Here is an 18518-nt window from a genome sequence, read left to right as displayed (position 1 = left end):
GTCCGCGCGGGAGATACCGGAATGTCACCGGTCCCGCTCGGCTACCCCTCGTCATCGCGATTATTCGGTCTCGACGAGTTGCTCGCGCAGCTTGAGCAAGGCGCCGGAGAGGATCCGGGAGATGTGCATCTGCGAGACGCCGATCTGCTCGGCGATGGCCGCCTGCGTCTGGTTGCCGTAGAAGCGCATCGCGATGATGCGCCGCTCCCGGTCGGTCAGGCGGGCCATGGCCGGGGGCAGGGCGACGTTGAGCTCCACCAGGTCGTAGCCGTGGTCCTGGGCGCCCAGGATGTCACCCAGCTCGAACCCGGAGTCGTCATGGATCGGCGTGGAGAGCGACACCGCACGGTAGGCGTAGGAACTCTCGAGTCCTTCCAGGACCTCTTCCTCGGACGTGTTCAAGTGGCCGGCGAGGTCGGCGACCGTGGGCGACCGGCCCAGGGTCTGGCCGAGTTCCACCCGCGCCCGCCCGATCGCCAGCCGCGTCTCCTGCACCCGGCGGGGTGCCCGCACGGACCAGGTCCGGTCGCGGAAGTAACGCTTGATCTCGCCGGTGATGGTCGGGAAGGCGAACCCGACGAACTCGACGCCACGGCCGGCGTCGAACCGGTCGACCGCCTTGATCAGGCCGATGGTCGCCGTCTGGCGCAGGTCGTCGACCATGTCGCCCTGCCGGGCGTAACGGCGGGCCAGCCGGTAGGCCATCGGCAGCCACGCCTCGATGACCTGCTCACGCAGGGACCGCCGGTCTGGGTGGGACGGTGGGAGGGCGCAGAAGGCCAGCATGAGCCGGTCGGCCCGCTCGTCCTCGTCGGTCCGGTGGGAGCCGGTGGGGGCCGAGGTTGTTGTCCGCATGGTGTCTCCTCGCGGCGCGCGAGCGTCGTAGGCATGAGACATGCGAGACGAGCCGTCGCGTCGAGACACCCGAGGCATAAGGGGCCGGCGAACCGCAACGTCGTCCTTGCACGTCGGGGCTCGGCACCGTCTTGACCGATTCCAGAAGGCTAGCCGAAAAGGCGACCCGTGGCCAGCCGAAAGTATGAGCGGGTCACGGTCGAGGGTGGGTTGGCGGCCGGGGTGCGCCGGCCGGACGGCCGGCGCACCCGATCCCGCTCAGTCCAACGCGCCCTTGATCTTGTTGACGACGTTGGCGACACCCTGGGCGTGCGCCCCGGCGCCGGTGCCCGGCTTGCCCTTGCCCATCGCGCCGTCGTACGTGACGTACAGCTTCGGGTCCGGCGCCGGACCGAGCGGCTTGTCGTCGGTCAGCGGCTGGGCGTCCGGCACGTACACGATCTCCTTGTCGCCCTTCAGGGTCGGACCCTGCGCCCACCGGCCCTCCCCGGCCGTGCTCGCCGGGTCGAAGCTGTAGAACGTGTGGTTGGCCTCCTGGTTCTCGTCCTCGGCGTTCGAGTCCTCGATGCCGGTCTCGGTGAAACCGTCCGCGATCAGCTGCTCGATGCCGAGCAGCCACTGCTGCTGGTGCCAGGTGTCGCGGGCCAGGTTGAACTGCAGCATGTCCTTGACCCCGCGGTCGTCGGTCATGTTGTAGACCCGGCTGGTCATCAGCCGGCTCTGCGCCTCGGCGGCCACGTTGGACCGGAAGTCCGCCAGCAGGTTGCCGCTGGCGATGATGTAACCGGTGTTCCACGGCACACCGGCGGCATCACGTGGCAGCGCGCCCCCGCCGCTGACGATCGCGTGCTGCGGGTTCATCCCACCGAGCACCGCGGCCAGCAGCGGGTTGGCCGCCGCCGCCTTCTCGGTCGCCTCGCCCGGCGCGCCCTCGAGCAGCCGGGCCAGCATGGTCGTGAGCATCTCGACGTGGCCGATCTCCTCCGTCGCGATGTCCATGATCATGTCCTTGTACTTGCCCGGCACCCGGCACGACCAGCCCTGCCAGAGGTACTGCATCATCACGGTCATCTCACCGAACTGGCCACCGACCAGCTCCTGCATCTTCGCGGCGAGCAGTGCGTCCGGCTTCTCCGGCTTGGCCTGGAACTGCAGGTAGTCGACGTGCTTGAACATCAGAACCTCCATGCGGAAGGGATTGGCCTGACCCTGGGCTACCCGCGGTCCTGGCCCTGGCGGGCCCGCATCGGGCCCTTCGGGGCCTGGCCCGGCGGGGTCACCGGTGGCCCGGCCGGGTCACCGGCGCGGGCATCCGGCAGACGCCCAGCCGTCGCACCCGGGGAGATCGTCATGGCTGTCGTCACGCCCGCGCCTCCGGTCGGCGCACCGACCCTGCGACGGCGCATCGGCCGGCTGGCGCCGTGGTTCGGGCCGGCCTTCGTGGCCGCGATCGCGTACACCGATCCGGGCAACTTCGCCACCAACTTCACCGGCGGCGCGACCTTCGGCTACCAGTTGGTGTGGGTCATCGTCGCCGCCAACCTGATGGCGATGCTGATCCAGTCGTTGTCGGCCAAGCTCGGCCTGGTGACCGGCCGCGACCTGCCGCAGCTCTGCCGGGACCGGTTCCCCCGCCCGCTCACCCGGGCCCTGTGGGTGCAGGCCGAGCTCGTGGCCATGGCCACCGACCTGGCCGAGATCATCGGCGGTGCGCTGGCGCTGAACCTGCTCTTCCAGGTGCCGCTCCCGGCCGGCGGACTGATCACCTGCGTCGTCGCCCTCGCGCTGCTGACGCTGCAGCGCCGTGGGGTACGCCGGTTCGAGACGGTGATCGCCGGACTGCTGGGCGTCATCCTGCTCGGCTTCCTGTACAACGCGGTGCGCGCCGGCGTCGATCCGGGCGCGCTGGCCACCGGAATGGTGCCGTCGCTGTCCGGAACCGACAGTCTGGTGCTCGCCACCGGCATCCTCGGCGCCACGGTGATGCCGCACGTGATCTATCTGCATTCGGCCCTGACCAAGACGCGTACGGCCCGGGCCGCCGATCCGGCCGAACGCCGGCAGGCGCTGCGGTGCCAGCGCGTCGACACCCTCGTCGCGCTCGGGGCCGCGGGACTGGTCAACCTGGCCATGCTGGTGATCGCCGCGCAACTGTTCTTCGGATCCGGGATCGCCGGCACGGACCGCCTCGATGGCATCCACGCCGGGCTCGGCGCCGCCATCGACCGGTACGCGGCGCTGGCGTTCGCCGTGGCCCTGCTCGCCTCGGGCCTGGCGTCGTCGAGTGTCGGCACCTATGCCGGGCAGGTCGTCATGCAGGGCTTCATCAAGCGCAGCATCCCGCTGCCGGTGCGCCGGATCCTGACCATGGCCCCGGCCATGGTCGTGCTGGTCCTCGGCGCCGACCCCACCCAGGCCCTGGTGTGGTCACAGGTGGTGCTCTCCTTCGGCGTGCCGTTCGCCCTCATCCCCCTGATCCTGCTGACCCGGCGCCGCAACGTCATGGGCGAGCACACCAACAGCCGGACCGTGACGGCAACCGCCACCGCCGTGGCCGCGCTGATCATCTCGCTCAACGTCGCGCTGGTCGTCCACACGGTTGCCGGTTAGGACGTTTCACCGTTCGGAGGACGGGCAGTCGCGCCGGTACCCCGCAGGTATCGGAGGACCGTCATGGCTCTTCACAGGATTCCCGCGCTGCCGGCCAGCGCCGCAGCTTCCGTCCGGCTCGACACCCGCATCTTGCGCAGCAGCGTCGCGGTCAGCCGCTTGACCGTGCGCTCGGAGACGTGCAGCTTCAAGGCGATCTCCGTGGTGGTGGCCCCGGCCGCGATGAGCTGCAGCAGGTTCCGGTCCGCCTCGTCGAGGTCCGCGGGGGCCGGGCGGGCGTCCCGGCCCGATCCCAGCAGCGCGGCGAGCAGACTCGACGGCAGGACCGCCCACCCGCCCAGCACCGCCAGCAACGGCCGCACCATGTCCTCGGCCTCGCTGCTCTTCGGCAGGAACCCTTCCGCACCGGCCCGCAGCGCCTCGATGGCCGGCCGCGGATCGTCGTCACCGGACATCGCCACGATCCGCACCCACGGTGTGGTGGACCGGATGGCGGCCACCGCCCTGACCCCGCCCGGGGCCGGCATGTGCAGGTCCACCAGGACCAGATCCGGGACGGTACGCCGGACCAGGCTCGCCGCCGCCGAGGCATCCCCGGTCGAGGCGACCACAGTGGCCAGCCCACCACTCACGTCGGGCAGCAACAACTCGAGCCCGCGGACGAACAACGGGTGGTCATCGACGAGGGCAACTGCGATGGCGTTCGGCATGGAAGCCGCTTGCCCGATGAAGGACCGAACATGCCCGGTCTGAGCCGCCGATGGCGGAGCGGGCGCCGGCCGCAGCCGGCCGATCCCGGCCTGGTGTTGCTGCGCAGTGTCTGTCATGAACTGCGCCCGCCGGTCTCCACCCTCACCTCACTGGTACGCGCGCTGGAGACGCAGCCGTCCGAGTCGGCCCGCGGTGAGCTGGCCCGCCTGGCCGGTGAGCACGTAGCCCATGCGGAGGCCGTCCTGCGGCAGGCCGCCGCGGCGGCGTACGGCATGACCGGGCCCGCGGACCCACCCGTCCCGCTGCACCGGATCCTGCCCGTGGTGTCGGCGGCCGTGCCCGCCGGGCGGCTCGTCGTCCGGCTGGGCCGGGCCACCGCTGAACGGCTGGTGCACCCGCGGCACGCCGGTCAGATCCTGATCAACCTGCTGACCAACGCCGACCGGCACGGCCCGGCCGGCGGGTCGATCGAGCTGACGGCCCGCGCTCATCGGCGCGGTCTGCGGCTGACCGTCACCGACGGCGGCGCCCTGACCCCGGACCTCACCCGGTCACTGCACCGGCGCACCCCGCCGGCCGGGGAGAAAGGCCTCGGGCTCTGGGTCGTACGCCACCTCGTGGCCGTCCACGGCGGCACCATCCGCGCCCGGAGCCTGACCCCGCACGGCCTGGCCGTCGAGGTGACGCTGGCCCGCCCCCGACATTGACCCGGCCGGGCCACCGCCTGGCCCCCGCGGGACGCCCCGGCGGGCACTCCGTCGCCATGGCCTGTCCGACCGGGAGGCGCCGCCGGCAAGAAAGGACCGAGCCGTGCTCACTGCCCTGCTCACCCGTAGCGTCGTAGTCGCGGCCTACCTGCTCGCGCTGCTGTTCCACGGTCGTGCCGACCTGCCGACCGGCCTGCTGGCCGGCGCCGTCATAGCGGTGTGGACCGTTCCCCTGGTCCGTGACCGGATGACCCGGAGGTCCGCGCCGCACGGCGGCTGACGTCGCCCAGAAACTTGCCCTTTGATGCGTTAGTCCGGTCCCGACCTGGGAAGCCGCAAGTATCCCCTAGGAAAGCGAGTGGAAAAATGGCCAGCAGCGCCCACACAAGCAATGTCACCTCGGCCCGCCGGCCGGTGCAGACCGCGGCACTGGTCGTCGCGATCGTCTTCCTCCTGGTCGGGGTCCTGGGCTTCATCCCGGGCATCACCAGCGACTACAGCAGCATGTCCTTCGCCGGGCACCACTCCGACGCCAAGCTCCTCGGAGTGTTCCAGGTGTCCGTGCTGCACAACATCGTCCACCTGCTGTTCGGCCTGGCCGGCCTGGCCCTGGCCCGCACGGTCTCCGGCGCCCGGGCCTACCTGATCGGCGGCGGAGCCATCTACCTGGTTCTCTGGCTCTACGGCCTGGTCGTCGGGCAGGACAGCTCGGCCAACTTCGTCCCGCTGAACCCGGCCGACGACTGGCTGCACCTGTTCCTCGGGCTCGGCATGATCGCCCTCGGCCTGCTCACCACCCGCCGGGCCGTCGCCCGCCGGTGACGGGACATCCCTTATGGACGCCGACGCGGGCACCCGTCCGCGTCGGCGTTTTCCCAACCCGGCGGCTTGACGCGGCCGATCGTGGGTAGCCGACGGGCATGACGAACAGTGACGAAGGTGTGTGGCGCGACGAGGAGAAACTGCCGTTGTCTGAGCTGAACCAGGCGATGGCGACGTTCTCGCAGGACGGTCAGGCCGATGATCTGACCGGCTCGGACGCGGGCGCCGAGGCCGAGTTCGGGGACGGTGCGAACACCGAGCGGGCGGAGGCCGACGGCGCCCCGGGTGACCCCGACGCGACGTCGGCGGCGGGCCGGCGGCTACGGCCATCGCCGGACGGCACGTCGGTCGGCGGGCGGACCGGGCCGAACTGACCGACCGCCGGCGCCCGCGCGTAACAGCCGCTCGGGCATCAGGACCAGAACGGCATCCCATCCGGTACGCACGACCGCGGTCGTGCGTACCTGCCGTTCGCTGTCGTCTCGCGTCATCCTCGGTCTCCTCCTCGTCGCTCTTCGAGCCGGGTGCCGGCGCTGTCGGCCCGGCCCGCGGCGACGTCGCCGAGTTCGCGACGGGCGGCAGGCCCGTCGTACAGATGAGCGTTGGCCATGGCGACCGCGGCGTACCCACCGAAGGTCTCGGCCAGGGTGACCGCGTCCTCGTCGAAGGCGTGCGGCTTGCGGGCGTACACGTTGAGGGCCCCGCTCACGTTTTCGTGCAGTGGCAGTCCGATCGACACCGAGCTGTGCACCCCGGCGTCGAGGGCGCGGTCCGCCCAGTCCGGCCACCGGCTCTCGCCGGCCATGTCCGGCACGCTCACGGTGATGTTCGCGGCGGCCGCGGCCAGGCACGGACCGTGGCCCTGCTGGTACTGCCACTCGTCGACCGTCAAGGCCCGTTGCCCGGTGAACGCGGCGGTGTGCGCGCCCCCGGCGCCGAGGAGAGTGACCGACACGTCGTCGGCGCCCGGGATGCTGCGCCGGGCCAGGTCGGCCACCTTGGTCAAGGCCGTCGCGACGTCGGTTTCGGTGAAGTCGATCCGCCCGAGCTCGGCGAACGCGTCGGTGGGCTTGATGGCTTGCGGGTCGGTCATGAAACTGTCCTTCCGACACACCGCCGCACGCGGCAAGGTGGGTTCCGGTCCGGGGGCCACGCCGCTTCTTGACGGGACTCGCCGACGCTGGGCGCCGGTCGCAGACCGCACGGATGCCCGGCTCGCCGCCTCCGAAACCGTATTTCGTCGGCCGCGGTCGGGTAGCTGAACGGTGGGTTCAGGTACAGGCGCCCAAGCCCTGCAGAACCCCGTTGCGGTACGAAGCGATGCGCTCGAAGGCGCTGGGGCCGGACTCCTCCGCCGCCCGACCGAACGCCAGCAACGCCGCCACGGCCTCGTCCAGGTCGCCCGGCGACAGGGTCAGACCCTGGCCCGGCTGACGGTTCAGCTGGTCGTTGGTCCACGAGCCGGCCAGGCAGTCGACCGCGAGCTGACCCGTACGGTCGGAGGTGCTCCGGCCGCGGCGGTCCTGCGCGGCCCGGGCGAACAGGTCGCCGAGCAGCATGCCGACGGCGTTGTCACCGATGTTCTGATGGAGCTGTGGCCCGAGCCGCCCGTTGTCGAAGGTCACGAAGTCGCCCGCCTTGCAGTAGAACGCGGCGCCCCCGGCGGCCGGGTCGGGTGCGGTGCACGAGGGTGGCGTACCGGTGAACGGCCGGACCGGCAGGGTCGGCCACGGCTTCCCGGCAAGCTCCGGATAGGCGCGCGACCAGTATCCCTGCGCGTCGTCGGCCAGCGAGGTGACCGCCTCCGCGTACGGCAGGTCACCACCGGTGGCGGCGTCTTCCCGGCTGGTGAACGGCACCTCGGTCACCGGAACGTTGCCGGCGCGGTACGCGGCGCAGGTCGCGACCCCCTTCTCCACCCCGTCCTGCAGGGCCCGGATGCGATCGAAGGCGTTGCCGTGCGCCTGCGCGGCCTGCGCCGGCGTGCCCGGCTGGTCCCGCAGCAGCAGCAACCCCGCCACCGTGTTGTCGAGCTGGGCCGGCGTGACGCCGGTGAACGCCTGTGAACGTCCGGCCAGCACGTCGGCCATCCAGGCCCCGGCGAAGCAGTCGGCCTGCTGCTCGAGCACGACGGTCGGCTGGTCGCTCACGCCGAGCCGGGTCTGCACGGCGTGGCCGTACTCGTGGGCGAGGACCACCCCCACCAGCAGTGGACCGAACTGCTGCTGCAACTGGGGGATCAGCGTCTGTGCGTCCCAGGCGATGAAGTCACCGGCGGGGCAGTAGAAGGCGTTCGGCTGGTACACGCCCTGCTCATCGCCACACGCGGGCGGCAGGTCGGTCTCGGTGTACGGGTGCAGGCCACCCTGGACGGGCTTGAACGCGGCGCCGCGGCTCACCTCCGGATATCGGGCCGTCCAGAACCGTTCGACGTCCGTGACCGATCGAGTCACCACGTCGTTCGGCGAGGCGGTGGCCGCGGTCGAGGTGTTCGGTCCGGCCGATTCGGGTAGCGGCACGCACCCGGTTACCGAGGTGAGCAGAACGGCCAGGACAGCGACGGAGATCCTGCGGTACGCGGTCATATCGTCGTCGCCTTCCCCATGCATGTCATTCGCTCCGATGCGGCCGACTACCCCGGCCCGGGACATGTATGCGCGACGTCCGCCGTCGTGAACCAGGGCGAGGACGGATAGACTGGGCGCCTGCGGCACGGCGCCTTCGATGGGTGTCAGCGAGACCAGCGTCAAGAAAGCGGCGCGGATCCCGGACCCCAGATCAGGAGTCCTACAGCGATCGCGCACCCCACCCCAGATACTTGGTGGTGATGGGCGACCGCCGCTGCACCCCCCACCAGGCCTTCGCCATCCTCATCTCCCGGCCGGTGGGTGCGATGCCGTGGAACACCCCGGTGTGCGTCCCTCGACCGATCAGTCGGGCGGCGATCGTGTTCGCCTCGACGATCAGTCCCTGTAACTCCCAGTGATAGTCAGGGAAGCCGATGCCTACCGCCTTCATCCGCTCGATGTAGGCGGCCAGTCCGTCCACGGAACCGGACCCGCTGACCCGCTCGTCGACGAACGCGCCCAGCTGGTCGAAGCGGTGCTCGTTGCAGAGGGTGAGGTACCGCTTGTACAGGGCCACGACGTCGGCGCGTTCAAGTCCCACGGGGCCGATCATCGCACGCGGATCGCCCGGCCGGCGTTCCAAGGCGAGGCACTAGCCGGGACGAGTAGCGGCCCCCTCGGCGAACTCCCGGATCTCGGGATCGGTCGCCTCGGCCGCGGCCCGCAGCGGGCCGGGGTCATGGGGCGCGAGGCGGACGGCGGCGACGGCGGCGAGGCGCCGGGTGTGGGCGGCCGGGCTCGCCAGGGCGGCGATGATCGCGGCCGGGTCCATGGACGACGGCTCCTGCGGCATCGCGGCCAGGGCGGTCATGGCCTTCCAGCGCACCGCTGGATCCGGGTCGTCGACGAGCACCGGGATCGCCGCCGGCGAGAAGCGGGCCACGGCTTCGACGGCGAAGAACCGTACCTCCCGGTTGGGGTGCCGGAGCAGGTCCTCGAGTTCCGCGCCCAGCGGCGCGGCCAGATCACCCAGCTCGGAGGCCACCCACGTGCCGATCGCGACCACCGCGTCGTCCTGGCTGAACAGCAGCGGCCGCAGCACCTGCACCGAGACGCCGCCGCGCAGCTCGGTGACCAGGTGGTTGGCGGCCCGTCCGTCATCGTCGCCGTGGAGTATCCGCTCGACCAGCTCGACCGCCATGGTCATGATCCACCCAGTTTCTTCCGGATCGCGCGGAGCAGTTCGAGCTCCTCCTCGATCCGGATCCGGTGAGCCTTGCCGACCTGCTGCCCCTCGGCGCCGATCGTCGTCTCGCCCAGCCGGACCTGCTCGGCCTGGCGCGCCTGGACGCTCAGCTCGAGCTCGTCGGCGGCGAACAGCAGCTCCTCGCGCGTCCAGCTGCTGACGGCCAGGTTGCGCTCGTAGCCGTTCTTGGGCAGCTCGCCGCCGGCCTTGCCGCCGTGGTCACGAACCGGCGGTTCGAAGTCGCGCTCCGGCTTGTCCCCGCGGGGCCGGCCGGACATCGCCATGATCATCGGACCGGCCGGGGCGGCGAGACCCGCGGCCACCTGGACCGGGACGGTCTCGGCGACCACGACGACAAGCCGGCCGTTGGCCGTACCGAGCACCATGGCCTGCGGCGGCGGTCCCTGGTACGGCGGACCGCCGCCGGAACCACCGCCGCCGCCCTTGGTGTGGGTGATCAGCAGGATCAGAGCGTCGACGCCGATCTCGGCGACCGCGCGGGCGAACTCCTGACCGGCGAAGTCGAGCTGCTCCGGCGTGGTCGCGTTCCGCGCGTCGGCGAAGTTGATCAAGTGCTGGGCGGCCGAGAAGAGGCTGGTCCCGATGAAGATCGCGGTCAGGCCGAGAGCGATGTCGGCGGCCCACCCGACCGGCGTGAACTGCGAGGCGATGAAGACCGCGGCGAAGCCGACGATGGCCATGACCAGCGCCTGCGGCGTGATCATGCTGAGCAGCTTCGCTTTCACCGCGGCGCCGATGTCGGCCCGGTCGAACGCCGCCACCAGCTTCTCGGTGGTCGTCATGTCCGGGATCGCCTTGCCGGCGCCCGCACCCGGCGCCGGGGCCGACCCGTCGTCGGTGAGCCGGGCCACGTTGCTCTGCGGGCCGACCCGGGGGTTGTTCACCGCGCCGAGGTGGAGGTAGGACACCTGCTCGCGGGTGAGCTCGCCGAGCCGGGCCCGGATGTCGGCCTCGTTGAAGCCGTTGAGCTTCTCGGCGGCGCTCTGGAAGTTGCCGGTCTGCAGCGCGGTCGCCAGCGACTGCCGATATTGCCCGTCCAGCGTGGCCGTGTCGACGCTGGCCAGCGGCTCGCGCTGGATCAACCGGGAGATCGCCCGATTGCCGGCCGGTTGCAGCTGCCGCACCAGAGCCGTTCCCGGCGCCGCCCGGGTCGCGGGCGCGGCTTCGCCGGTCATCACCTGGCGGGCCATGGACCGCGCCTCGACCTCGGCCGGGTCGTCCGGATGGCTGACACCCGGTGGGCCCGCCGTGCCGCTGCTCTGCTGGACGACGTGCGTCAGTTCGTGAGCGATCAGCTCCTGCCCGGAGGAGCTGCCCGGCTGGTAGTGGCCCGCGCCGAAGTAGATGTCGGTGCCGGTGGTGAACGCCTGCGCCTGCACCGAGCCGGCCAGCTCGGCGGCCTTGTTGTCGGTGTGCAGCCGGACGGCCGAGAAGTCGGCGCCGAACCGCCGCTCGAGCACGGCCCGCCCCGGGCCGGACAGCGGGCTGCCGGCCGAGCGGTCCTCGGCGATCCGGGCCAGCGCGGCGTTGCCGGGATCGACTGACGGAGTGGGCGGCGTTCGTGCTTCCGCGGGCGGCCGCGGGTGGGGCTCATCGCTTCGAAGCCTGGGCTCCATCGCGCCATGCTATCGCCGGCGCACAATCCGTGGCGGATTCCGTCACGTGACGGGCAGCCCGGCCAGCCCCGCGATCAGCCCCAGGACGGCGCTGACCCCGAGCACCCGCAGCACCGACCACTTCAACCCGAAGATCAGAACCGCCGCGACCACCGCGATCACACAGGCCACCGGCCGCACACTGCCGCCGGAGAACAGGGTGTGCACGGCGAAATAGACACCCAGGTTGGCGATCACCCCGACCACCGCGGCGGTGATGCCCGTCAGCGCCGCCGACAACGCCTGATTTCCCCGCAGCCGTTCCACGTACGGGGCGCCGAGCAGGATGAACAGGAAGCACGGCACGAAAGTCACCCAGCACGTCAGCACCGACGCCACCACCCCGGCCACCCAGGGGTCCAGGACGCCGGGGTGGTGGTAGGCGCCGAGGAACGCTACGAACTGCACCACCATGATCAGCGGCCCGGGCGTGGACTCCGCCAGCGCCAGGCCACGCACCATGTCACCGGCCGACAACCAGGCGAAGTCCTCCACCGCCCGCTGCGCCACATAGGCCAGTACCGCGTACGCGCCACCGAACGTCACCACCGCCGTACCGGAGAAGAAAAGCCCCTGCTGGGTGTAGACGCTGCCGGCCCCGGTCGTCGCGGCCACCACCGCGAGCGGCGCGAACCACAGCACCAGCCCGGCCGCCAGGATCACCACGGCGCGGCGTGCGGACGGCTGGTCGTGGTGCAGAGCATCGTCGGCGATCAGCGGCGGCGGACCCTCCTTGGCGGCGCCGTGCCCGCTCCCGGCGGTGATGAGCGCGGGCCGCCACCGGTGCAACGCCCACCCGGCGACCGCCGCGGCCGCCACCACGAGCGGGAACGGCACACCGAACACGGCCAGCGCCGCGAACGCGGCAACGGCGAAGCCGACCAGCGCCGGGCTGGTCAGCGCCCGGCGGCCGACCCGCCACACCGCCTGCGCCACCACGGCCACCACGGCCGGGGCGAGACCCGCGAACAGCGCGGTGACCACTGTGGTGTCGCCGAACCCGACGTAGACCGCGGACAGCGCGAGCAGCGCCACGAAGCCCGGCAGCACGAACAGCGTGCCCGCGACCAGGCCCCCGCGCAGGCCGTTGAGCAGCCAGCCGACGTAGATGGCGAGCTGCTGGGCCTCCGGACCGGGCAGCAGCATGCAGTAGTTCAGGGCGTGCAGGAACCGCTGCTGCCCGATCCACCGTCGTTCGTCGACGAGATGCCGCTGCATGACGGCGATCTGCCCGGCCGGCCCGCCGAAGGTCTGCAACGAGATGCCGAACCAGGTTCGGACCGCTTGCCGGAACGGGACGACGTCAGCGGGGGTCGTGCGGTCGGACACGCCAGTCTCCTCGTTCAGCCGGGGGTGCGGTTCAGCAGCAAGCATGTCGAACGGCCGTCGCGTACGCCGGCCCGGGCCGCCCACCTCACGCCGGCTCCCGCACAGCCGGCGGCGCGGTGTCGCCGCGGAGGTGGTCGAGCTCGGCCAGATACATCGCCTGTATGCGGCCGTAGTGCCGGACCAGCAGCAGGAGCTCTTCGACGGTGTACCCCTCGATGAGCCGCTCGGCCCGCTCGGCGAACCGCTCGTACGGTCGCTCCAGCTCGGCGATCCGCTCGGGCCGCAGGGTGACGATCACCCGCCGCCGGTCGGCCGGATCGCGTTCGACGGTGACGTAGCCGGCCTGCTGGAGCCGGCGGAGCATGCTGGTCACGGCCCCGGTGGTGAGGTTGGTCCGCTCGGCGACCTGCCCGGCGGTGGCGGACCCGGCGTCGGCCAGGAAGTCCAGGCACTCCAGGTCGCTCACGGCGAGGCCCAGGCGCTCCGCGATGGCGTACCGGAACACCGTGGACAGCCGCGAGGTCTCCCGCCCGGCGCGCATGAGGTCGGCGATCGCGGAGGCACGGGCCGGCTCGTGGGACATGCCGCCATCATCCCTCCGGCACGGTGACGCGGTGCAGCCGAGGTAGCACGCGGGTCAGCACCCAGTCCGGTGCGGCCGCGCCGCCGGTGAGGCGGCGCATCAGCCCGGCGGCGGTGTCGACGGCGCGGAAGGCGTAGGGCGCCATCTCGTCCTGGTAGCCGGCGATCGCCTCCTCCACCGGCGTGCCGTTCGCCCGCGCCTCGATCAGCCTGCGGGCGAGCAGGGCGGCGTCGCGGAGCGCGGTGTTGCCGCCCTGGGCGCCGAACGGCGGCATGACGTGCACGGCGTCGCCCATCATCGTCGCCCGGGCCGCCACTCTCCACCGCGACGGCGGGTGGCCGGTGGCGTGCTCGGCGTCGACCGTGAAGATCACCGCGGCCATCCGGCGTTCCCGGTAGTAGGCCGCGGTCTCGTCGATCGTCGGCTGCCGATGGCCGTGGGCCTTGAAGTAGTCCTCGGACGCACCGAGCAGCTCGGGGCTGAGGGAACCGTGGCCGTCCCGGCTGATCTCGGCGTGCGTGTGGACATCGATCGCAACGAGGCGGGCGACGTCCATCACGCGTCCGGGGCCTTCGGCGCGGGGATGCCGGCCTGGCAGTCGCTCGCCAGATCAACTGAACTGCGGAATCACCTCTTGGGCGAACCGCTGCATGGGCTCGTGGTCGTACGCCACCCGCGGCACGTAGACGATCACGTAGTCGGCGCCGGCCTCGGCCATCCGCTCGATCCGGCCCACGGTGTCCGCCGACGACTCGTTCAGATCCAGCTCCAGGCTCGTCGACTTGACGATCCGGTCGTAGTCGCGGCCCAGGTTGTCGCAGTGTCCGCGCAGCACCTCGAGCTTGCGGCGGATCAGCTCAGGGTCGCCGCCACCCACGTTGCAGGCGTCGGCGTACCGGGCGACCAGCTTCAGGGTCACCTTCTCGCCGCCACCACCGATCCAGAACGAGGGATGCGGCTTGCGTACGCCCTTCGGCTCGTTGATCGGCCGGTCGATCGAGTAGTACTTGCCGGAGAACTCCGGCCGCGGCTCGGTCCACATCTTGTGCACCACCTCGACCGCCTCCCGGAACGCCGCCATCCGCTGCGGCACGTCGGCCCACTCGTAGCCGTACGCCTTCCACTCCTGCTCGTACCAGCCGGCGCCGATGCCCGCGTAGAGCCGGCCGTGGCTGGCCACGTCGACGGTCGACGCGATCTTGGCGTACAACGACGGATGGCGGTAGCCGTTGCAGCCCACCATCTGGCCGATGTTGACCCGGCTGGTGTCCCGGGCCAGGGTCGAGGAGACCGTCCAGCACTCGAACGTCGTGTTCAGGGTGGGCTCGGGAATGGTGTGGAAATGGTCGTACACCCAGACCGAGTCCCACGGGCCCGCGTCGGCCAGCCGGGCGACGGCGGTCATCGCCTCGTACTGCTCGACCGGGTCGGCGATCTCCGTCAGGTCCATCTTCCAGCCCTGCGGCACAAACACTCCGAAGCGCATGCTCATGACCGCAACCTACCGCGATCTTGGCCGGTGTAAACGCCGGCCGGGAGTAAAGGCCGGCAGTACGTCCGACGCGATCAGATCCACGTGGTCCAGGTCCGCCATGTCGATGATCCGCAGGTAGACCCGGGACGCGCCGATCGCCGCCAGCTCCGCGATCCGGTCCACCAGCACCCCCGGCACGCCCACCACCGGGTCCTCCGGCGGCAACGCGCTGGGCACGTGCAACGGCGCCGCCCGCCGCCCGGCCTCCCGGTCCGTACGCCCCAGCGCCACCACCACCCCGGCCGACAACGCGACCGTCCGGCCGTACCGGGAAGCCGCCTCCCGTACCCGCCCGAAAGCCTCCGCCGTCTCCGCGACCGTGCGGAACGGCATGTTGAACTCGTCCGCGAAGCGGCCCGCCAGATCCGGGGTACGCCGCGGCCCCCGCCCGCCCACGATGATCGGCGGCCCCGGACGCTGAACCGGCTTCGGCAGCGCCGGAGCGTCCACCAACCGGTAGTGCTTGCCCTCGTACGAGTACGGTCCCGGCGCCGACCACAGACCCGTGATGATCTCCAACTGCTCGGCCAGCCGGTCGAACCGCTCACCGCGCGGCGGGAACGGGATGCCGTACGCCGTGTGCTCCCGTTCGAACCAGCCGGCGCCCAGGCCCAGCTCGATCCGGCCACCACTCATCGCGTCCACCTGAGCCGCCATGATCGCCAGCGGGCCGGGCAGCCGGAACGTCACCGAGTTGACCAGTGTGCCCAGCCGGATCCGGGACGTCTCCCGCGCCAGCCCGGCCAGCGTCAGCCAGGCGTCGGTCGGGCCGGGCAGGCCCGCGTCGGCCCCCATCGACCGGTAGTGGTCGGCCCGGAAGAACCCCTCGAACCCGGCGTCCTCGGCGTGCCGCGCCAGCCGCAGCTGAGTGTCGTAGGTGGCGCCACGGTGCGGCTCGGTGAACAGGCAGACACGCATCGAGGCAGACTAATACGCTAGACCGGTCCAACCCTCTCGGTCGGAAGGAAACACGTGCCCAGGAAGACCTTCATCCGTACGCTCGCAGCGGCGGCGCTCTCCCTCAGCCTCACCGCCGCGGCCGGTTGCGCCGGCGACACCGACCAGCCCGGCCCCGGCGCCCCGGCGCTCGAGAAGGTCACGTACCTGACCTCGTTCGGCACGTTCGGCCGCGACGCGTACGCCTACGTGGCCAAGGAGAAGGGCTACTTCCGCGACGCCGGGTTCGACGTCGAGATCAAGGCCGGTAACGGCAGCCTGGAGAACATCAAGAACGTCGTGGCCGGCCAGGTCCAGTTCACCCCCGTCGACCTGACCGGCGGCCTGCTCGCCGCCGGCGGTGAGCAGAAGGTCACCGGCTTCACCGCGGTCGCCGCGATCCAGCAGCACACCATGGCCGCGATCATGTCGCTCGAGGGCTACGGCATCACCGCACCGAAGGACCTGGCGGGCAAGACCCTCGCCGACACCCCGGGCTCCGTCGTTCGCAACCTCTTCCCGACGTACGCGAAGAAGGCCGGCGTCGACCCGGCCAAGGTGACGTTTGTCAACGGAACGCCGCAGACCCTCTTCAGCACCCTGGTCCAGCACAAGGTCGACGGCATCGGCCAGTTCGTCGTCGGCAAGCCCACCGTCGAGGGCATCGCGAAGAAGGACGCCGTCCTGCTCCCGTACCGCGACTTCCTCCCCGACCTCTACGGCAACGTGCTGATCACCTCCAGCGAGTACGCCAAGGAGCACCCCGACAAGGTGCGGAAATTCACCGCCGCCCTGCTCAAGGGCCTGCAGGACGCGATCACCAACCCGGACGAGGCCGGCGCTCTGCTCAAGAAGAACGTGGCCACCGCGAACCCGCAGAGCGCCGCCGCCGAGCTGGCCCTGATGGCGCCGTTCGTCCGCGGCGACGCCGGTGTGGTCGTCGGCGCGCTGGACAACGCCCGGGTCACCAGCAGCATCACCATCCTGCGGGAGTCCGGCCAGATCCCGGCCGGACTCACACCGGGCCAGGTCATCAGCTTCGACCTGGTGCCCAAGACCTGACCCGCGACGAGACATGACCGACACCGACCGGCCGGGCCCCCCGCGCCGTCGTACCGCCTCCGCCGTGCTCTGGCCCATGCTCGGCCTGAGCGTGACGATCGGCGCCTGGTGGACCGCCACCACCGTGTTCGCCGTCAACACGGTGGTGCTGCCGTCCCCGCCCGACGTGCTCGACGGCTTCCAGCGCTACCGCGGCCTCCTGGTCGCGGAAACCTGGCACACCACCGTCGCCGCCGCGCTCGGCTTCGCCCTGTCCGCGATCGCGGGCGTGCTGATCGGGACGGCCATCGCGGCGTGGCGTCCGTTCGAGCGGATGTTCTCGCCGCTGCTGGTCGCCTTCAACGCGGTGCCGAAGGTGGCGCTGGCCCCGCTGATGCTGATCTGGTTCGGCTACGGGCGCACCCCGGTGCTGGCGATGGCCTTCATGGTCTGCTTCTTCCCGATCGTGCTGTCCACGGCGGTCGGTCTGACCACCACCCCCGCCGACCTGGCCGAGCTGGCCCGATCGGTGAACGCGACCCGATGGCAGACCTTCCGATGGGTACGGCTGCCCGCCGCGTTGCCGCAGATGTTCGTCGGACTGCGCGTCGCCATGCCGCTGGCGGTGATCGGGGTGGTGGTCGGCGAGATGCAGTACGGCGAGACCGGCCTCGGCATGATCATCGTGCAGACCAGCGGCCAGGGCGACACCGCCACGGCGTTCACCGCGATCACCCTGCTGGCCGTGGTCAGCATCGTGCTGTACTACCTTCTCCTGATGGTCGAGCGGCTCGCGCTGCCGTGGGTACGAGCCACGACATCAGCGCGCTGACGACGAATTCGCTGGGGGAAGCCGATGAGCACGCCGTTGCGCACGAGCGATCCGACCCGCCTCGGCGACTACGAGCTGCTCGGCCGCCTGGGCGCGGGTGGCATGGGCACCGTCTATCTCGGCCGTGGCGCCGACGGCCGCCGGGTGGCGGTCAAGACCCTGCGCCATGAGTACGCCTGGGACGTCGTGCTGCGCGGCCGGTTCCGCAGCGAGGTCAACCGGCTCCGCCAGGTCCCGCCGTTCTGCACGGCGGCCGTGCTGGACGCCGACCCGGACCACGAGCCGCCGTACCTGGTGGTCGAGTATGTGTCCGGCCCCAGCCTGGCCGACGAGATCCGGAAGAACGGTCCCCTCGGCCCCGATCTGCTGCCCGGCGTGATCATCGGCGTCACCACGGCGCTCGCGGCCATCCACGGCGCCGGGGTGGTGCACCGTGACGTCAAGCCGACCAATGTCCTGCTCACCCTGGGCGGCGTCAAGGTGATCGACTTCGGCATCGCCCGGCCGATCGACCTGACCAGCGAGCACACCCTGACCGGCCAGCTCGTCGGCACGGTCGAGTACATGGCCCCCGAGTGCTTCGACACGGTCGGCAGCGCGGTGAGCCCCGCCGCCGACATCTTCGCGTGGGGTGTGCTGGTGGCGTACGCCGCGACCGGCCGCACCCCGTTCACCGCCGGCACCGCCGCGGCCACGGCGGTCCGGATCGCCACCCAGCCGCCCGACCTCGGCGCGCTCTCGGGGCGGCTCCGCGATCTGGTCGGCCGCGCCCTCGCCAAACGACCCACCGACCGCCCGACCGCCCGCGAACTCCTCGACACGCTGCTCGGCGCGGCGCCGGTCGCGGCCCGTCCGCCGGTTTCGCGGCCGGTCCCGCCGACGATACCGCGGCCGCGGCCGCCCCAGCTCCAGAGGCCGACGCCGAGGCCGGCGGTTCGCGAAAACCCTCGCCACACCCGGGTCTTCGTCGTGCTCATGGTGCTGACCGGCCTGCTCGGCACGATCCTGACCCTCACCCTCCTGTGGGTGCTGGACGACTTCATCTCGTAGCCGGCCTTGACGACATCGG

21 protein-coding genes are annotated in these 18518 nt (G+C 71.4%); 8 read left to right on the top strand and 13 right to left on the bottom strand.

Features of this window, described 5'->3' with window-relative positions:
- Window positions 1–60: 60 nt before the first annotated feature.
- Together AB0M54_RS17785 and AB0M54_RS17780 are read right to left on the bottom strand one after the other, a co-directional pair.
- The gene (locus AB0M54_RS17785; protein ID WP_364472416.1) at window positions 61–855 is read right to left on the bottom strand and encodes a SigB/SigF/SigG family RNA polymerase sigma factor; all 795 of its coding nucleotides are present in this window, start codon (window positions 853–855) and stop codon (window positions 61–63) included.
- A 258-nt stretch (window positions 856–1113) separates the two neighbouring features.
- Entirely contained in the window at window positions 1114–2031 is a 918-nt protein-coding gene (locus tag AB0M54_RS17780; RefSeq protein ID WP_364472413.1) for a manganese catalase family protein, read from the bottom strand.
- Window positions 2032–2205: 174 nt separating this feature from the next.
- Here AB0M54_RS17780 and AB0M54_RS17775 point away from each other — a divergent pair, with 174 nt between their 5' ends.
- Window positions 2206–3465 carry an Nramp family divalent metal transporter gene (locus AB0M54_RS17775; RefSeq protein WP_364472410.1) on the top strand — a complete coding sequence of 420 codons (1260 nt, stop codon included), beginning with the start codon at window positions 2206–2208 and terminating at the stop codon, window positions 3463–3465.
- A gap of 71 nt (window positions 3466–3536) precedes the next feature.
- Here AB0M54_RS17775 and AB0M54_RS17770 read toward each other — a convergent pair whose 3' ends face one another.
- On the bottom strand, window positions 3537–4175 hold the full coding sequence (locus AB0M54_RS17770; RefSeq protein WP_364472407.1) for a response regulator transcription factor: 639 nt from the start codon (window positions 4173–4175) through the stop codon (window positions 3537–3539).
- Between the two features lie 30 nt (window positions 4176–4205).
- Here AB0M54_RS17770 and AB0M54_RS17765 point away from each other — a divergent pair, with 30 nt between their 5' ends.
- The 4 genes from AB0M54_RS17765 (at window position 4206) to AB0M54_RS17750 (ending at window position 6079) form a co-directional block, all read left to right on the top strand.
- Window positions 4206–4883: a sensor histidine kinase gene (locus tag AB0M54_RS17765; RefSeq protein WP_364472404.1), complete on the top strand. Its 678-nt coding sequence runs from the start codon at window positions 4206–4208 to the stop codon at window positions 4881–4883.
- Window positions 4884–4986: 103 nt separating this feature from the next.
- A complete protein-coding gene (locus AB0M54_RS17760; RefSeq protein ID WP_364472401.1) occupies window positions 4987–5163 on the top strand; it encodes a hypothetical protein in 177 nt (58 codons plus the stop codon).
- An 86-nt stretch (window positions 5164–5249) separates the two neighbouring features.
- On the top strand, window positions 5250–5705 hold the full coding sequence (locus AB0M54_RS17755) for a DUF4383 domain-containing protein (RefSeq protein ID WP_364324272.1): 456 nt from the start codon (window positions 5250–5252) through the stop codon (window positions 5703–5705).
- Between the two features lie 98 nt (window positions 5706–5803).
- A complete protein-coding gene (locus tag AB0M54_RS17750; RefSeq protein ID WP_364472399.1) occupies window positions 5804–6079 on the top strand; it encodes a hypothetical protein in 276 nt (91 codons plus the stop codon).
- A gap of 113 nt (window positions 6080–6192) precedes the next feature.
- Here the strand turns inward: AB0M54_RS17750 and AB0M54_RS17745 are convergent, their stop codons facing one another.
- The 10 genes from AB0M54_RS17745 to AB0M54_RS17700 form a co-directional block, all read right to left on the bottom strand.
- Window positions 6193–6798, bottom strand: coding sequence for a GAF domain-containing protein (locus tag AB0M54_RS17745; RefSeq protein ID WP_364324266.1), 606 nt, complete (start codon window positions 6796–6798; stop codon window positions 6193–6195).
- Window positions 6799–6976: 178 nt separating this feature from the next.
- A complete protein-coding gene (locus AB0M54_RS17740; protein ID WP_364472396.1) occupies window positions 6977–8290 on the bottom strand; it encodes a neutral zinc metallopeptidase in 1314 nt (437 codons plus the stop codon).
- Between the two features lie 202 nt (window positions 8291–8492).
- On the bottom strand, window positions 8493–8873 hold the full coding sequence (locus AB0M54_RS17735) for an ester cyclase (protein ID WP_364472394.1): 381 nt from the start codon (window positions 8871–8873) through the stop codon (window positions 8493–8495).
- 51 nt (window positions 8874–8924) lie between these two features.
- Window positions 8925–9479, bottom strand: a complete 555-nt coding sequence (locus AB0M54_RS17730) for a HEAT repeat domain-containing protein (RefSeq protein WP_364472391.1) — start codon at window positions 9477–9479, stop codon at window positions 8925–8927.
- Window positions 9476–11155 (bottom strand): DUF4157 domain-containing protein, encoded by a 1680-nt coding sequence (locus AB0M54_RS17725; RefSeq protein WP_364472388.1) that lies wholly within the window; start codon window positions 11153–11155, stop codon window positions 9476–9478. Before AB0M54_RS17725 ends, AB0M54_RS17730 begins: the two co-directional genes overlap by 4 nt.
- 42 nt (window positions 11156–11197) lie before the next feature.
- The gene (gene chrA, locus AB0M54_RS17720) at window positions 11198–12523 is read right to left on the bottom strand and encodes a chromate efflux transporter (RefSeq protein WP_364472385.1); all 1326 of its coding nucleotides are present in this window, start codon (window positions 12521–12523) and stop codon (window positions 11198–11200) included.
- An 85-nt stretch (window positions 12524–12608) separates the two neighbouring features.
- Window positions 12609–13106, bottom strand: coding sequence for a MarR family transcriptional regulator (locus AB0M54_RS17715; RefSeq protein WP_364472383.1), 498 nt, complete (start codon window positions 13104–13106; stop codon window positions 12609–12611).
- A gap of 7 nt (window positions 13107–13113) precedes the next feature.
- The gene (locus tag AB0M54_RS17710; protein ID WP_364472380.1) at window positions 13114–13662 is read right to left on the bottom strand and encodes an FAD-dependent monooxygenase; all 549 of its coding nucleotides are present in this window, start codon (window positions 13660–13662) and stop codon (window positions 13114–13116) included.
- A 54-nt stretch (window positions 13663–13716) separates the two neighbouring features.
- Window positions 13717–14598, bottom strand: a complete 882-nt coding sequence (locus AB0M54_RS17705) for an LLM class F420-dependent oxidoreductase (protein ID WP_364327288.1) — start codon at window positions 14596–14598, stop codon at window positions 13717–13719.
- Between the two features lie 9 nt (window positions 14599–14607).
- A complete protein-coding gene (locus tag AB0M54_RS17700) occupies window positions 14608–15558 on the bottom strand; it encodes an LLM class F420-dependent oxidoreductase (RefSeq protein ID WP_364327285.1) in 951 nt (316 codons plus the stop codon).
- A gap of 54 nt (window positions 15559–15612) precedes the next feature.
- Between AB0M54_RS17700 and AB0M54_RS17695 the strand changes: the two genes are divergently transcribed.
- The 3 genes from AB0M54_RS17695 to AB0M54_RS17685 are packed head-to-tail and all read left to right on the top strand — an operon-like array spanning window position 15613 to window position 18499.
- A complete protein-coding gene (locus AB0M54_RS17695) occupies window positions 15613–16638 on the top strand; it encodes an ABC transporter substrate-binding protein (protein ID WP_364472377.1) in 1026 nt (341 codons plus the stop codon).
- A gap of 13 nt (window positions 16639–16651) precedes the next feature.
- A complete protein-coding gene (locus tag AB0M54_RS17690; RefSeq protein WP_364472374.1) occupies window positions 16652–17449 on the top strand; it encodes an ABC transporter permease in 798 nt (265 codons plus the stop codon).
- Between the two features lie 24 nt (window positions 17450–17473).
- Entirely contained in the window at window positions 17474–18499 is a 1026-nt protein-coding gene (locus AB0M54_RS17685; RefSeq protein ID WP_364472371.1) for a serine/threonine-protein kinase, read from the top strand.
- Window positions 18500–18518 lie beyond the last annotated feature (19 nt).

Source organism: Actinoplanes sp. NPDC051470 (assembly GCF_040682035.1).
Classification (GTDB): Bacteria; Actinomycetota; Actinomycetes; order Mycobacteriales; family Micromonosporaceae; genus Actinoplanes.
Note: the sequence above shows the minus strand (reverse complement) of the source record. Positions and strands in the feature narration are given on the sequence as shown.

Bases quoted from the DNA above. Each gene is read 5' to 3' on its own strand.
- AB0M54_RS17785 (WP_364472416.1), bottom strand. From the start codon at position 855: ATGCGGACAACAACCTCGGCCCCCACCGGCTCCCACCGGACCGACGAG.
- AB0M54_RS17780 (WP_364472413.1), bottom strand. From the start codon at position 2,031: ATGTTCAAGCACGTCGACTACCTGCAGTTCCAGGCCAAGCCGGAGAAG.
- AB0M54_RS17775 (WP_364472410.1), top strand. From the start codon at position 2,206: ATGGCTGTCGTCACGCCCGCGCCTCCGGTCGGCGCACCGACCCTGCGA.
- AB0M54_RS17770 (WP_364472407.1), bottom strand. From the start codon at position 4,175: ATGCCGAACGCCATCGCAGTTGCCCTCGTCGATGACCACCCGTTGTTC.
- AB0M54_RS17765 (WP_364472404.1), top strand. From the start codon at position 4,206: ATGCCCGGTCTGAGCCGCCGATGGCGGAGCGGGCGCCGGCCGCAGCCG.
- AB0M54_RS17755 (WP_364324272.1), top strand. From the start codon at position 5,250: ATGGCCAGCAGCGCCCACACAAGCAATGTCACCTCGGCCCGCCGGCCG.
- AB0M54_RS17750 (WP_364472399.1), top strand. From the start codon at position 5,804: ATGACGAACAGTGACGAAGGTGTGTGGCGCGACGAGGAGAAACTGCCG.
- AB0M54_RS17745 (WP_364324266.1), bottom strand. From the start codon at position 6,798: ATGACCGACCCGCAAGCCATCAAGCCCACCGACGCGTTCGCCGAGCTC.
- AB0M54_RS17740 (WP_364472396.1), bottom strand. From the start codon at position 8,290: ATGACCGCGTACCGCAGGATCTCCGTCGCTGTCCTGGCCGTTCTGCTC.
- AB0M54_RS17730 (WP_364472391.1), bottom strand. From the start codon at position 9,479: ATGACCATGGCGGTCGAGCTGGTCGAGCGGATACTCCACGGCGACGAT.
- AB0M54_RS17725 (WP_364472388.1), bottom strand. From the start codon at position 11,155: ATGGAGCCCAGGCTTCGAAGCGATGAGCCCCACCCGCGGCCGCCCGCG.
- AB0M54_RS17715 (WP_364472383.1), bottom strand. From the start codon at position 13,106: ATGTCCCACGAGCCGGCCCGTGCCTCCGCGATCGCCGACCTCATGCGC.
- AB0M54_RS17710 (WP_364472380.1), bottom strand. From the start codon at position 13,662: ATGGACGTCGCCCGCCTCGTTGCGATCGATGTCCACACGCACGCCGAG.
- AB0M54_RS17705 (WP_364327288.1), bottom strand. From the start codon at position 14,598: ATGAGCATGCGCTTCGGAGTGTTTGTGCCGCAGGGCTGGAAGATGGAC.
- AB0M54_RS17700 (WP_364327285.1), bottom strand. From the start codon at position 15,558: ATGCGTGTCTGCCTGTTCACCGAGCCGCACCGTGGCGCCACCTACGAC.
- AB0M54_RS17690 (WP_364472374.1), top strand. From the start codon at position 16,652: ATGACCGACACCGACCGGCCGGGCCCCCCGCGCCGTCGTACCGCCTCC.
- AB0M54_RS17685 (WP_364472371.1), top strand. From the start codon at position 17,474: ATGAGCACGCCGTTGCGCACGAGCGATCCGACCCGCCTCGGCGACTAC.